Here is a 12,714-nt window from a genome sequence, read left to right on the forward strand (position 1 = left end):
CGGTCTCAACGGGCCGGTTTGATGTCGACGACCTGGTCGCCGAGGGACGCGGTCATCTCGGGGTCGTGGCAGGCCATCACGACGGTCGACCCGGCGCTGGTGCGCTCGCGGATCAGGGCGCCCACGATCTGTCGCTTCGTCGTGTCGAGGCGCTGCTCGGGCTCGTCGAGCAGCAGCACGCTGGAGGGCCGCGCGAAGGTGATGGCGAGGCGGAACAGCTGCTCCTGGCCCGACGAGAGCTCGTGGGGGAAGCGGTCGTCGAGGCTCGCGATGCCCAGGCGCTCCAGCAGGGCCGTGCCCCGGTCGTCGGAGGTGCTCGGCTCACCGCCCCAGGTCGAGTCGATGAGCACGAGGTGGTCGATCAGGGTGAGGTCGCGGTAGGTCGTCGGCGCACCGAGCAGCCCGGCCACGGCAGCCCGCACAGCCCGGTCGCGTTCGTCGGCCTCGCGACCGCCGATGGTGGCGGTTCCCGCGCTGGGCGCCAACAACCCGCCGATGATGCGCAGCAGGGTCGTCTTGCCCGAGCCGTTCTGCCCGCGCAGCACCACACACTCGCCGGGGTCGGCGCTCACGTCGGTGGGTAGCAGCAGGGTCGTCGAGTCGATGGCCTTGCTCACGCCGTCGGCTCGCACCTCGCCGGTCAGCACGGTGACCACGCCCATTCGCGTCCCTCCCCGGGAAATCGTCGTGAGCCCACCGTATGCCGCTGGGCTGGGCCGGTGCTGACAGGTCCAGTGCCGGGGGTGCCGGGCAGCGGCATCCGGTCGAGGTATTCGGACGCGGCGGGGCGCGTCGCGGTACCTCGAACCCGGAGAAGCGGGGGGGGGGAGGTCAGCCCTGCTTGCCCACGGGTGGCCCGACGACGAGGGCGACCGCCGTCAGCGCCACGACGGCGACCACGCCGATGGCCACGGCCGCCACGGGCCGGGCCAGGAGCCGGCTGACGACGTGCTCGGCGCGGGTGCGCGGAGCCTCGCCACCGGGGGCGAGGCGCCAGCCGCCGTCCGTCGACTCGAGCCGGCCGGACCGCTCGAGACGCCGCTCCCACCAGACGGTGAGAAACGGCGGCAGCGCACTCAGCAGGCCGAGCACCGCCGTGCCTGGCGACCACTTCTGGTTGACCCAGAGAAGCAGCGTCACGAGGCAGAAGGCGATGAAGACGACGCCGTGGGCCAACCCGAACACCCGCACGCCGAGGTCGGTGGTCTTAGTGACGTACTTGAGCAGCATGCCGATGAGCAGCAGCGTCCACGTGACCACCTCGGCGACGGCGACGCGGCGGTAGAGGGTGCGGGGTGACATGGGTTCTCCTACAGGGCGTCGTACGTCGGCAGTCGCCCCCATCCTGCGCAACACACCGAGCAATCACCAACTCACCGGGAAACTACCCGGTGAGTTGGTGACTACTCGGTGTGTTGGCAGAGGAGGTCAGCCAGGGGGACCGGCGCGGGGGGACCGGCGGCAGACGAGCGGCAGACCTGGGGCAGACGAGCGGCAGACCTGGGGCAGACGAGCGGCAGAGCTGAGCGTCGCCCATCGCCGTTAGGGTTCGGGAATGGCCACCGCCCTGTACCGCCGCTATCGGCCCGAGAGCTTCGCCGACGTCATCGGCCAGGAGCACGTCACCGAGCCGCTCATGCAGGCGCTGCGCACCGGCCGGGTCAACCACGCCTACCTGTTCAGTGGTCCGCGCGGCTGTGGCAAGACCACGAGCGCGCGCATCCTGGCCCGCTGTCTCAACTGTGATCAGGGGCCCACCCCCACGCCGTGCGGGGTCTGCGACTCGTGCGTCGCGCTGGCCCGCGGTGGCGCCGGTTCGGTCGACGTCATCGAGATCGACGCCGCGAGCCATGGTGGCGTCGACGACGCCCGCGACCTGCGTGAGCGGGCCAGCTACGGCCCGGCGCAGAGCCGCTACAAGATCTACATCATCGACGAGGCGCACATGGTCACCCCGCAGGGCTTCAACGCCCTGCTGAAGATCGTCGAGGAGCCCCCCGAGCACGTGAAGTTCGTCTTCGCCACGACCGAGCCCGAGAAGGTCATCGGCACGATCCGCTCGCGCACCCACCACTACCCGTTCCGGCTGGTGCCTCCGGCCCGCCTGGGCGAGTACATGCAGAAGCTCTGCGACCAGGAGGGGGTGCGGGTCGCTCCCGGGGTGCTCAGCTTCGTCACGCGAGCCGGGGGCGGCTCGGTGCGCGACTCGCTCTCGGTGCTCGACCAGCTCATCTCCGGCTCGGGCGACGACGGGCTCACCTACGACAGTGCGGTCTCGTTGCTCGGCTTCACCGACGGTGAGCTGCTCGACGCCACGATCGACGCGCTCGCAGCCCGTGACGGGGCGGCCACCTTCCGTCAGATCGACAAGGTCATCGAGTCGGGCCACGACCCCCGGCGGTTCGTCGAAGACCTCCTCGAACGTCTGCGCGACCTCATCATCGTGGCCGCTGTTCCTGAAGGGGCCGGCCAGGTGCTGCGCGGCACCCCCGAAGACCAGCTCGAGCGCATGAGGGGCCAGCAGGCCGCCTTCGGTCAGGGCACGCTCTCTCGCGCCGCCGACATCGTCAACGCCGGCCTCACCGAGATGACGGGCGCCAACAGCCCGCGCCTCCAGCTCGAGCTGATCTGTGCCCGCATCCTGCTGCCGGCCGCCTCCGGAGAGCAGGGCTACGCCGCCCGCCTCGACCGTCTCGAGCGCCGCCTCGATGTCGGAGGCGTGCCGTCGGCGGCCCGTGGCCCGGCCGGATCGCAGCAGCAGGCCCACAGCGCACCCCCGGTCGGGATGCCGCAGAGCTCGCCGCCGCTTGCAAGTGGGCCGGGTGCCCCGCCTGTCTCGAGCCCTGTCGCTGCCCCGACCCGCACCGTCACCGACCGCACCCCGCCGCACGCGAGCGTGACGGGCTCGTCCGACCGAACCTCCCCCACCGCTGGTGGCATGGGTGGGGGCGGCCGGTCTGACGCGGTGGAGCGCCTCGTCGGCGCCGATCCCGCTGGTTCCTCGCGCCAGAACCCTGCGAGCTGGTCGCAGCCATCGGCGCCGGCAGCTGCAGGGCAGCGTCACGAACGGCCGGCCGGGCAGCACGACGCGCAACAGATCGACCAGGCTCGAAGCGAGGCAGGCGGCCCGCCCGTCGCCACACCGTCGCAGTCGGTCGGCGGCCCCTCGACCGTGGGCGCGCAGCAACGTGGGCAGGTGTCGGGTGGTCCGGTCGGTGACACCTCGGGCGCGCACGAGTCGCGCAGTCGGGGAGAGGCGCCCGACGCTCGCGGGGCTTCTTCCGGCGACGCGACAGCCGCCGGCGCACCTTCCGGCAATGCTGCATCCGGCAGCGCACCTTCGGGCGGGATGGATACCGACGCCATCCGGCGGGCCTGGCCCGACGTGCTCGGCCGCATCTCGGGCATGCGCCGGGCCACCTGGACCTTCGTGTCTCAGCACGCCCAGGTGATGGCCTACGACGGGCGCACCCTCACCCTCGGCATCGGCACGGTCGGCCTGACCAACACCTTCCGGTCGGGCAACCACGCCGAGCTCGTGCGCCAGGCGCTCATCGACGAGCTCGGGGTCGATGCCATCGTCGACGGTGTCCCGCTGCCCGAACAGCCCGTCGACACATCGCCGGCCGCCGGCTCGCCCGCCTCGGCAAGCTGGTCCGCCGGCTCGTCCGGCCCCACGCAGCAGGGCCAGCAACGCGCGCAGCCACCGAGCGGGCAGTCCGGTCCGCCGCCGGGGTCCGGCGGCGGGGGGTCGCCGCGGCGCGACCCGGCCGGTGCGGCATCCGGTCGCTCGCTCGAGAACAACCCCGGATGGGCCAACGTCACGGCCCCCGCCCCCGACTGGGCCAGTGCGCCCACTACCCCCTCCGTTCCCGGCGCCGCCACGCCGGCTCCGGCAGACGGACCGGCAGCCGGCGCCACGCAGAGCCCGTCGGCCTCGCCGTCGGCGGATCGCAGCGCGGCACACTCCGGCCCCGACCCCGACGCGCCCAAACGTGGGGCCAAGGCCGTGCGTGAGTCACTGGCGGGGGCACGCTCCGGAGCGCGAACGCCCGACGCGCCGCAGCAGACGCGACGCGACGACCTCGGCGACGACTCCGCTGTCAGTGACGACGACGAGAACATCGAGGCTTCGGGCGACGTCGGGCGAACGGTGGTCGAGCGGGTCTTCGGTGGTCGAGTGCTCTCCGAGAGCGACGACTGACCGCGCCGCAGCCGGCGCGGTAGCCCGTCGAGCTGCCTCACACCGCAGTGGGATACCGCTCACGGCGGTACCGTCGTTGCGTGGCCTTCGTGGTTGCGGCCGACTACGACCGCTTCATGGGGCGGTACTCGGTACCGCTCGCTGTCAGCTTCGCCGACTGGGCCGGGGTACAACCCGGGCAGCGGGTGCTCGACGTCGGGTGTGGGCCGGGCGCCTTGACCGCACGACTGGTCGAGGTGGTCGGTGCCGAGCAGGTCAGCGCGGTCGACCCCTCGCCCCCCTTCGTCGCTGCTGCACGAGAGCGGCATCCGGGAGTCGAGGTCGTCACGGCCGGCGCTGAGCGTCTGCCGCACGGCGATGGCACGTTCGACGTGGTGCTTGCGCAGCTCGTCGTGCACTTCATGACCGACCCGGTCGCGGGGCTGCGCGAGATGGGCCGGGTCACGCGTGGTGGCGGCACGGTCGCGGCCTGCGTCTGGGATCTGGCCGGAGGAGGCGGGCCGCTCAGCCTGTTCTGGCGCGCGGCCCACGACGTCGACCCCGGTGCTCCTGACGAGTCGCTGCGCCCCGGCGTTCGTGAGGGCGACCTCGGGCGGCTGTGTCGTGACGCTCGCCTCGACACCATCGTCTCGGGGTCGATCTCGGTGACGGTCCGGCATCCGAGCTTCGAGCAGTGGTGGGAGCCCTACACCCTCGGCATCGGCCCGGCGGGCGATCACGTCGCGCACCTCGACGAGGCCGGTCGCACGATGCTTCGTGAGCGCTGTCGCGAGCTGTTGCCGTCAGCGCCCTTCGACGTCTCGGCCACGGCCTGGGCGGTGCGGGCCACCTCGTGACGGTGCGCGATCGGCCTGGGCGCTGGTCGTACCGACGGGTAGCGCGGTGGCTCCCGCTGACGGACGCCTCGGCGCAGCACGCGGATGCGGCCCTAGGCTGACCCCATGTTCTACAGCCTCGGGCGCAATGTGCTGTACCCGCTGTCCCATGCGCTGTACCGCCCCACGATCGAGGGCAAGGCGAACGTGCCCCGCCAGGGCGGGGTGGTAGTGGCCAGCAACCACCTGTCGTTCATCGACTCCTTCGCCATCCCGCTCGCGTCGCCGCGGCAGGTGCGCTTCCTGGCCAAGGCCGAGTACTGGAACGGCCCTGGGGTGGGTGGGGCTCTACGCAAGGGCTTCTTCAGTGCGGTCGGCATGATCCCGGTCGACCGCGGGTCGACGAGTGCAGCACAGGAGAGCCTCGACCAGGCACTGGAGGTGATCAACGCGGGTGACGCCTTCGGGATCTACCCCGAGGGCACCCGCTCGCGTGACGGCCGGCTCTACCGGGGCCGCACCGGGGTCGCCTGGCTGGCTCTGACGGCGGGCGTGCCCGTGCTGCCGGTCGGCCTCATCGGCACCGAGAACATCCAGCCGGTCGGAGCCCGTTTTCCCAAGCTGGCCAAGGTCACCGTGCGCTTCGGTGAGCCGATCAGCATCGAACCGTTCGCCGGGATGCCGGCCGGCAAGGCACGACGGCTGCTCACCGACCAGGTGATGGACGCCATCGCCGCCCTCAGTGGGCAGGAGCGGGCGCCGGGGTACAACGAGGTGCCGAGCGCGGAGCCCACGGCCTGACGCCTCGATTTGTCGGCGATCCGTTGTAGATGCGACTGGGTCGCATCTACCGTGGTGCTGTGACCGTTACCTCTTCACCACCGTCGTCGCAGTCTCCGCAGTCCTCGCCACGCTTCTTCGACCGGCTCAGCCGGCCCGAGCGTCGCAGCCTGCTGGGCATGGCCGGCTTCATCCTGCTGCTCCATGTCGTGGGGTGGGGCCTGCTCGTCTGGGTGGTCGCTCCGCAGGAGTACCGGGTCGCGGGCCAGCTGTTCGGGGTCGGCCTCGGCGTGACCGCCTACACGCTCGGGATGCGGCACGCCTTCGACGCCGACCACATCGCCGCCATCGACAACACGACGCGCAAGCTGATGACAGAGGGCAAGCGGCCGCTCAGCGTCGGGTTCTGGTTCAGCCTCGGCCACTCGTCGGTCGTCTTCGTCATGGTCACGCTGCTGGCGTTCGGCATCCGGGCTCTCGCTGGTGCCCTCGAAGACGACCAGTCGACGCTTCAGCAGACCACGGGCCTGTGGGGCACGTCGGTGTCAGGCGTCTTCCTGGTGCTCATCGGTCTGGTCAACCTGGCGGCGCTGATCGGCATCGTCAAGGTGTTCCGCGGCATGCGGTCCGGCGAGTTCGACGAGGCCGAGCTGGAACGCCAGCTCGACCAGCGCGGGTTTCTCAACCGCATCCTGGGCCGGGTCACCCGTGCGGTGACCAAGCCGTGGCACATGTATCCCGTCGGGCTGCTCTTCGGGCTGGGGTTCGACACGGTCACCGAGGTGGGGCTGCTCGTCATCGCCGGGGGCGCGGCTGCGGCCAACCTGCCCTGGTACGCCGTGCTCACCCTGCCGATCCTCTTCGCCGCGGGCATGTCGCTGCTCGACTCGATCGACGGTTCGTTCATGAACTTCGCCTATGGCTGGGCGTTCAGCAAGCCGGTGCGCAAGATCTACTACAACATCACCGTCACCGCGCTGTCGGTTGCCGTCGCGCTCGGCATCGGCGGCATCGAGATCGTCTCGATCCTCACCGAGAAGCTCGACATCACGTCGGGGCCGCTCGGCTGGATCGGGGGTATCGACCTCGGGGCCATCGGCTTCTGGATCGTCGGGCTCTTCGCGGTGACGTGGATCATCGCCCTCGCCGTCTGGAAGCTCGGCCGAGTCGAGGAGCGGTGGGCCCTACCTGACTCAGCGGGCGCGCCGCGCGGGCAGGCGCCCGACGGGGCTTAGGCTGCACCTGTGTACGAAGGCGCGGTGCAAGACCTGATCGACGAGCTCGGACGACTCCCCGGGGTCGGCCCCAAGAGCGCCCAACGCATCGCCTTCCACCTGCTCCAACAGGACTCCGAAGACGTGACCCGGCTCGTCACGGCCCTGACCGAGGTGAAGGCCAGGGTGCGTTTCTGCGATCTCTGCGGCAACGTCGCCGAGGCCGAGCGGTGTCGCATCTGCGCCGACCCGCGCCGCGACCAGACCGCCATCTGTGTCGTCGAGGAGCCCAAGGACGTCGTCGCGATCGAGCGCACCCGCGAGTTCCGGGGCCGCTACCACGTGCTCGGCGGGGCGATCAGCCCCATCGACGGCATCGGCCCCGACGACCTGCGTGTGCGCGAGCTGCTCACCCGGCTCGGCTCGGGGGAGGTGCAGGAGGTCATCATCGCGACCGACCCCAACCTCGAGGGTGAGGCCACCGCCACCTACCTCTCGCGTCTGCTGCGCGACGTCGGCGTCACCGTCACCCGGCTCGCCTCGGGTCTGCCCGTCGGTGGTGACCTCGAGTACGCCGACGAGGTCACCCTCGGCCGGGCCTTCGAGGGCCGCCGCCGCGTCGACGCCTGACCTGTCGATCTGAGACCGCGGGAATCGGACCGTGGCGGGGTTGGTGGGGCCCGGATGCCGGTTGCGCCGCGCGGATCGGACCGTGGCGGGGTTGGTGGGGTTGACCGTGACCTTGCGCCGCGGGAATCGGACCGTGGCGCAGTTGGTGGGGCCCGGATGCCGGTTGCGCCGCGCGGATCGGACCGTGGCGGGGTTGGTGGGGTTGATGGTGGCGGCGCACCGCACGGATCGGGCCGTGGCGGGGTTGGTGGGGCCCGGATGCCGGTTGCGCCGCACGGATCGGACCTTGGTGGGGTTGATGGTGGCTGCGCACCGCACGGATCGGGCCGTGGCGGGGTTGGTGGGGCCCGGATGCCGGTTGCGCCGCACGGATCGGACCTTGGTGGGGTTGATGGTGGCTGCGCACCGCACGGATCGGACCGTGGCGGGGTTGGTGGGGCCCGGATGCCGGTTGCGGCGCGGGAATCGGACCGTGGCGGGGTTGGTGGGGCCCGGATGCCGGTTGCGCCGCACGGATCGGACCGTGGCGGGCATCGTGGCCCCCAGGGTCGACGCGGGGTGGCTGGAGCGGCAGACTGGGCCCGACTGGAGAGCTGGTGAACGGCATCCGGCATGAACCAGGGGAGAAGCACATGGCCACCGACCACACCGACGAGGCTCAAGCAGCTCATGAGACCGACGCCACCAGCGTCGAAGAGCTTCTCGAGCTGGACGGCCTGGCCGAGCTGACGGCTCACGAGGCCAGCATCTTTCTCACGTCGGTCACCGAGGTCGCGTCGGGCACCTCGCCCGACACGGCCCTGCCGGTGCTCACCCTCGCGTTGTCGCAGATGATCGTGGCCGGGGCTCGCCTCGGCGCCATCCAGGACGTCGTGCTGGTCGAGCGCTTCGAGACCGATGCCGGCCCCGACATCGACGTCGACCCGCTTCGCGACGGACTGGCTAACGTGCTCTCGGGCATCGACGAGTACGTCGACGTCGTCGACCCGCTGACGTCGGGTGAGCGCGCGGCCGGTTCGATCTCGGGCGATGTGGCTGACGTGGCGCTGGCCTTGACCCACGGCCTCAAGCACTTCGCGGCAGGGCGCCGGGTCGAAGCGCTGTGGTGGTGGCAGTTCAGCTACCTCTCCGCGTGGGGAGACCGGGCTACGGCGTCGCTGCGCGCGTTGCAGAGCATCCTGAGCCACGTGCGGCTCGACGCCGACGACGAGGCCGTCGGCGAGGCCGAGTTCGACGCTCTGTACCCCTGACCGGCGCGGCTGTGGTGGCGACGAGGCCTGACCCATATCTCACCGTCGGTGGCCGCTGAGCAGCGTCGCCGCCAGTCTCCTTACAATTGTGCGTCCGAACGCGTCGTACCCACGGGAGCCCAGAGTGAGCATCGTCGTCCAGAAGTACGGCGGTTCGTCGGTGTCCGACGCCGAAGCCATCAAGCGGGTCGCGCGCCGCATCGTCGAGACCCACCGTGCGGGCAACTCCGTGTGCGTCGTCGTCTCGGCCATGGGCGACCAGACCGACGAGCTGCTCGACCTCGCCAAGCAGGTGACGCCGACGCCGCCCGCACGCGAGCTCGACATGCTGCTCACCTCGGGTGAGCGCATCTCGATGGCCCTCGTCGCTATGGCGATCGCCCAGCTCGGCGAGGAGGCCCGCTCGTTCACCGGCTCGCAGGCCGGCGTCATCACCGACGAGGCTCACGGCGCCGCTCGCATCATCGACGTCACCCCGGGCCGCATCCAGAGCGCCCTGGATGCCGGTCACATCGCGATCGTCGCCGGGTTCCAGGGCGTCAGCCAGACCACCAAGGACATCACGACCCTCGGTCGTGGGGGCTCCGACACGACCGCGGTCGCGCTGGCTGCCGCCCTCGGGGCCGAGGTGTGTGAGATCTACACCGACGTCGACGGCGTGTTCACCGCCGACCCCCGCGTGCTGCCCAACGCCCGCAAGCTCGATGTGATCTCCATGGAGGAGATGCTCGACCTGGCCGCCAACGGCAGCAAGATCCTGCACCTGCGCTGCGTCGAGTACGCCCGGCGGTACGGCATCCGGATCCATGTGCGCTCGTCGTGGTCGCGCAAGCCGGGCACCATGGTCACGCAGAACCCCTACGAAGGAGAAGGTGCTGTGGAAGCTCCGATCATCACCGGCATCGCGCACGACCACAGCGAAGCCAAGATCACGATCGTCGGGGTGCCTGACCAGGTCGGCGTGGCGGCCAAGATCTTCGGCGCGATCGCCGAGTCGGGCATCAACATCGACATGATCGTGCAGAACGTGTCGGCCGCCGAGACCGCGAAGACCGACATCTCGTTCACGCTGCCGCAGGCCGACGGTAGCAAGGGCCTCTCGGTGCTCCGGTCGATCAAGGCCGAGGTCGACTACGAGGATGTGCGGCTCGACGACAAGATCGGCAAGATCGCCCTCGTCGGAGCCGGCATGAAGAGCCACCCCGGGGTGTCGGCGAAGTTCTTCCGCGCGCTCGCCGAGGCCGGCATCAACATCGAGATGATCTCGACCTCCGAGATCCGGGTCTCAGCGGTGACGCGGGCCGACCAGCTCGAAGACGCCGTGCGTGCCGTGCACACCGCCTTCGGCCTCGACTCGAGCGAGGACGCCATCGTCTACGGCGGCACCGGTCGGTAGCCGAAACTGCGGATCCCCCTGACGGCACGATTCATGTCGTGCGAAACGCCCTCGAGGCGGTGTGCAGGGCTAGGTTCGGCGAGTATGACGACTCTCCCCCGCAAGCTCACAGTCACCGCTGCCACCCTCGCGCTGCTCGCCGGCGGCACCACCGCGACCCTGGCCACCTCGGCTTTCGCCGCCCCGGCGCCCGCTGAGGCCCAGCCCGCCGCATCCACCAGCTCCTCACCCGCCGGCGGCTACCGCTGGACCATGAAGCCCACCGGCTCCGACGCTCGCTTCCGGGGCCTCGCTCCCGTGTCGAAGCGGGTGGCCTGGGTCAGTGGCACAGCCGGAACCGTGCTGCGTACCGTCGACGGTGGCGCCACCTGGCAGAACGTCAGCCCGACGGGCCTCGGCACCGAAGAGCTGCAGTTTCGCGACATCGAGGCGTTCGACGCTCAGCGTGCCGTGATCCTCTCGATCGGTGAGGGTGGTGACTCGCGCATCCTGCGCACGAACAACGGTGGCGCGAGCTGGACCGAGACCTTCCGCAACGAGGAGGCGGCCGCCTTCTACGACTGCATGGCCTTCACCACCTCGCAGCGCGGCGTCGCGATGAGCGACCCCGTCGACGGCAAGTTCCGTCTCATCCGCACAACCGACGGCGGGCGCACGTGGTCGCAGATCAACCCCAAGGGCATGCCCGACGCCAAGGACGGTGAGGCCGGGTTCGCCGCGAGCGGTACCTGTCTGAGTGCCGGAGCCGGTCGTCGGATGTACCTCGTGAGCGGTGGCACCAACCCGGCTCGCGTCTTCTCCTCGCCGGATGCCGGCCGCACCTGGACCGTCGCCGACAGCCCGCTCGCCGGCAGCCCGTCAGCCGGCATCTTCTCGATCGCCTACCGAGGCCAGAGCCGCGGCATCATCGTCGGCGGTGACTACCTCGCCCCGACCGCTGCCACCGAGAACGCGGCCTTCACCACTGACGGCGGCAAGTCCTGGAGCGCGTCGAAGGTCAACCCGAGCGGTTACCGGTCGGGCTCCGACTGGGTGCCGGGCACCCGCGCCACCGCACTCGCGGTGGGGCCGTCGGGCTCGGACGTCACGACCGACGGCGGTCGCACCTGGAAGAGCCTCGACACGGGCAGCTTCGACTCTGTGGAGTGCACCCCCGGCGGGGCCTGCTGGGCGTCGGGGGAGCTCGGCCGGGTGGCCGCCCTCAAGCGCTGACCCGCTGAGGTCGAGTGGCCAGTTCGGTACGTACGAAAGTGGCCACTCGACGGTGCGACGGGGTGCCCAGGTCGAGTGGCCAGTTCGGTACGTACGAAAGTGGCCACTCGACCTGGGGGTTCACGGCAACCCGGCAACGGGTAGTCCTCTGCTGTGAGACTGCGACGGAGCGTCATCGACAAGCCAGGAGTTCGGCGCGTGCGGCGAGGCAAGGGCTTCGGCTTCGTCGACGCCGACGGCCAGAAGGTCGACGCCGCCACGAGGCAGCGGGCGCTCGACCTCGTCATCCCGCCCGCATGGCAGGACGTGTGGATCTCTCCCCACCCGAACGGTCACATTCAGGCGGTGGGCACCGACGACGCCGGCCGTCGGCAGTACATCTACCACGAGGCGTGGCACGAGGCTCGGGGCCGCGAGAAGCACGACCGGGTGATGGCGCTCGCCAAGAAGCTGCCTCAGGCGCGCAAGCAGGTCGCCGCCGACCTGCGCACCGATGGCCTCACCCGCACGCGGGTCACCGCGGCCGCGCTGCGGATGCTCGACGCCGGGCTCTTTCGCACCGGGGGCGACGAGTACGAGGCCGAGCACGGTTCGCACGGGGTGGCCACGCTGCTGCGCAGCCACGTGACGGTCAGTGGTGAAGACGTCACGTTCGCGTTCCCGGCCAAGTCGGGAGTGACCCGCGAGGCCGTCATGACCGACCAGCTGTTGGCCCGGGTCGTGCTGTCGCTCAAGCGAAACCGCTACCCCGGTGACCGCCTGCTCGCGTATCGCGACGAGCAGAACCAGTGGCACGAGCTGCACTCGGCCGACCTCAACGTCGCCTTCAAGGAGCTGGTCGGGGCCGAGTACACGGTCAAGGACCTCCGCACCTGGGCGGCCACCGTCACAGCAGCCGTCACGTTGGCGCAGACGAAGCCGGTCGACACCGAGCGCGAGCTGAAGCGCGCCGAGAAGGACGCCATGAAGGTGGTCTCTGCGCACCTGGGCAACACCCCGGCCGTGGCCCGCCGCTCCTACGTCGACACCCGAGTGCTCGACGAGTACGCGGTCGGTCGCACCATCGCGCACAGCCTGACGCGGCTGACCAAGGCCGACCGGGCCCGTCTCACGGCTGGAGAGCTCGTGCGGGTTCGTGACCGTGACGCCCTCGAGCGGGCCGTCATCCGACTGCTGCGCACTTCGTCCTGACCCGTCGCCCACGCGAAGGCGG

General features: G+C 70.7%; 11 protein-coding genes. 9 read left to right on the forward strand and 2 right to left on the reverse strand.

The window, feature by feature from the left end; all coding sequences use genetic code 11:
* Nucleotides 1-5: 5 nt before the first annotated feature.
* Together BA895_RS00220 and BA895_RS00225 are read right to left on the reverse strand one after the other, a co-directional pair.
* Nucleotides 6-662, reverse strand: coding sequence for an ATP-binding cassette domain-containing protein (locus tag BA895_RS00220; RefSeq protein ID WP_070189888.1), 657 nt, complete (start codon nt 660-662; stop codon nt 6-8).
* A 169-nt stretch (nt 663-831) separates the two neighbouring features.
* Nucleotides 832-1,302, reverse strand: coding sequence for a DUF3817 domain-containing protein (locus tag BA895_RS00225; protein ID WP_070189889.1), 471 nt, complete (start codon nt 1,300-1,302; stop codon nt 832-834).
* A gap of 253 nt (nt 1,303-1,555) precedes the next feature.
* On the opposite strand from BA895_RS00225, the gene BA895_RS00230 reads away from it, so the two are divergent.
* From BA895_RS00230 to BA895_RS00275, 9 genes are all read left to right on the forward strand, one after another.
* Complete coding sequence (locus tag BA895_RS00230; RefSeq protein ID WP_070189890.1) at nt 1,556-4,204, forward strand: DNA polymerase III subunit gamma and tau; 2,649 nt, start codon at nt 1,556-1,558, stop codon at nt 4,202-4,204.
* An 80-nt stretch (nt 4,205-4,284) separates the two neighbouring features.
* Complete coding sequence (locus tag BA895_RS00235; RefSeq protein WP_070189891.1) at nt 4,285-5,040, forward strand: class I SAM-dependent methyltransferase; 756 nt, start codon at nt 4,285-4,287, stop codon at nt 5,038-5,040.
* Between the two features lie 105 nt (nt 5,041-5,145).
* Nucleotides 5,146-5,820 carry a 1-acyl-sn-glycerol-3-phosphate acyltransferase gene (locus BA895_RS00240; RefSeq protein WP_070189892.1) on the forward strand — a complete coding sequence of 225 codons (675 nt, stop codon included), beginning with the start codon at nt 5,146-5,148 and terminating at the stop codon, nt 5,818-5,820.
* A gap of 59 nt (nt 5,821-5,879) precedes the next feature.
* Nucleotides 5,880-7,034, forward strand: a complete 1,155-nt coding sequence (locus BA895_RS00245; RefSeq protein ID WP_254666264.1) for a HoxN/HupN/NixA family nickel/cobalt transporter — start codon at nt 5,880-5,882, stop codon at nt 7,032-7,034.
* A gap of 9 nt (nt 7,035-7,043) precedes the next feature.
* Complete coding sequence (recR, locus tag BA895_RS00250) at nt 7,044-7,643, forward strand: recombination mediator RecR (protein WP_070189893.1); 600 nt, start codon at nt 7,044-7,046, stop codon at nt 7,641-7,643.
* 632 nt (nt 7,644-8,275) lie between these two features.
* On the forward strand, nt 8,276-8,893 hold the full coding sequence (locus BA895_RS00260) for a DUF5063 domain-containing protein (protein WP_070189895.1): 618 nt from the start codon (nt 8,276-8,278) through the stop codon (nt 8,891-8,893).
* A gap of 124 nt (nt 8,894-9,017) precedes the next feature.
* Nucleotides 9,018-10,289 (forward strand): aspartate kinase, encoded by a 1,272-nt coding sequence (locus tag BA895_RS00265; protein ID WP_070189896.1) that lies wholly within the window; start codon nt 9,018-9,020, stop codon nt 10,287-10,289.
* Between the two features lie 84 nt (nt 10,290-10,373).
* Nucleotides 10,374-11,501: an oxidoreductase gene (locus BA895_RS00270; protein WP_217493782.1), complete on the forward strand. Its 1,128-nt coding sequence runs from the start codon at nt 10,374-10,376 to the stop codon at nt 11,499-11,501.
* Nucleotides 11,502-11,654: 153 nt separating this feature from the next.
* Nucleotides 11,655-12,692, forward strand: coding sequence for a DNA topoisomerase IB (locus BA895_RS00275; RefSeq protein WP_070189897.1), 1,038 nt, complete (start codon nt 11,655-11,657; stop codon nt 12,690-12,692).
* Nucleotides 12,693-12,714: the final 22 nt, after the last annotated feature.

The sequence above is a fragment of the Humibacillus sp. DSM 29435 genome (genome assembly GCF_001758225.1).
Taxonomy (GTDB): Bacteria; Actinomycetota; Actinomycetes; order Actinomycetales; family Dermatophilaceae; genus DSM-29435.

Excerpts from the sequence above, each read along its gene's own strand:
- BA895_RS00240 (WP_070189892.1), top strand. The coding sequence starts at position 5,146 with ATGTTCTACAGCCTCGGGCGCAATGTGCTGTACCCGCTGTCCCATGCG.
- BA895_RS00225 (WP_070189889.1), bottom strand. The coding sequence starts at position 1,302 with ATGTCACCCCGCACCCTCTACCGCCGCGTCGCCGTCGCCGAGGTGGTC.
- BA895_RS00220 (WP_070189888.1), bottom strand. The coding sequence starts at position 662 with ATGGGCGTGGTCACCGTGCTGACCGGCGAGGTGCGAGCCGACGGCGTG.
- BA895_RS00230 (WP_070189890.1), top strand. The coding sequence starts at position 1,556 with ATGGCCACCGCCCTGTACCGCCGCTATCGGCCCGAGAGCTTCGCCGAC.
- BA895_RS00270 (WP_217493782.1), top strand. The coding sequence starts at position 10,374 with ATGACGACTCTCCCCCGCAAGCTCACAGTCACCGCTGCCACCCTCGCG.
- BA895_RS00260 (WP_070189895.1), top strand. The coding sequence starts at position 8,276 with ATGGCCACCGACCACACCGACGAGGCTCAAGCAGCTCATGAGACCGAC.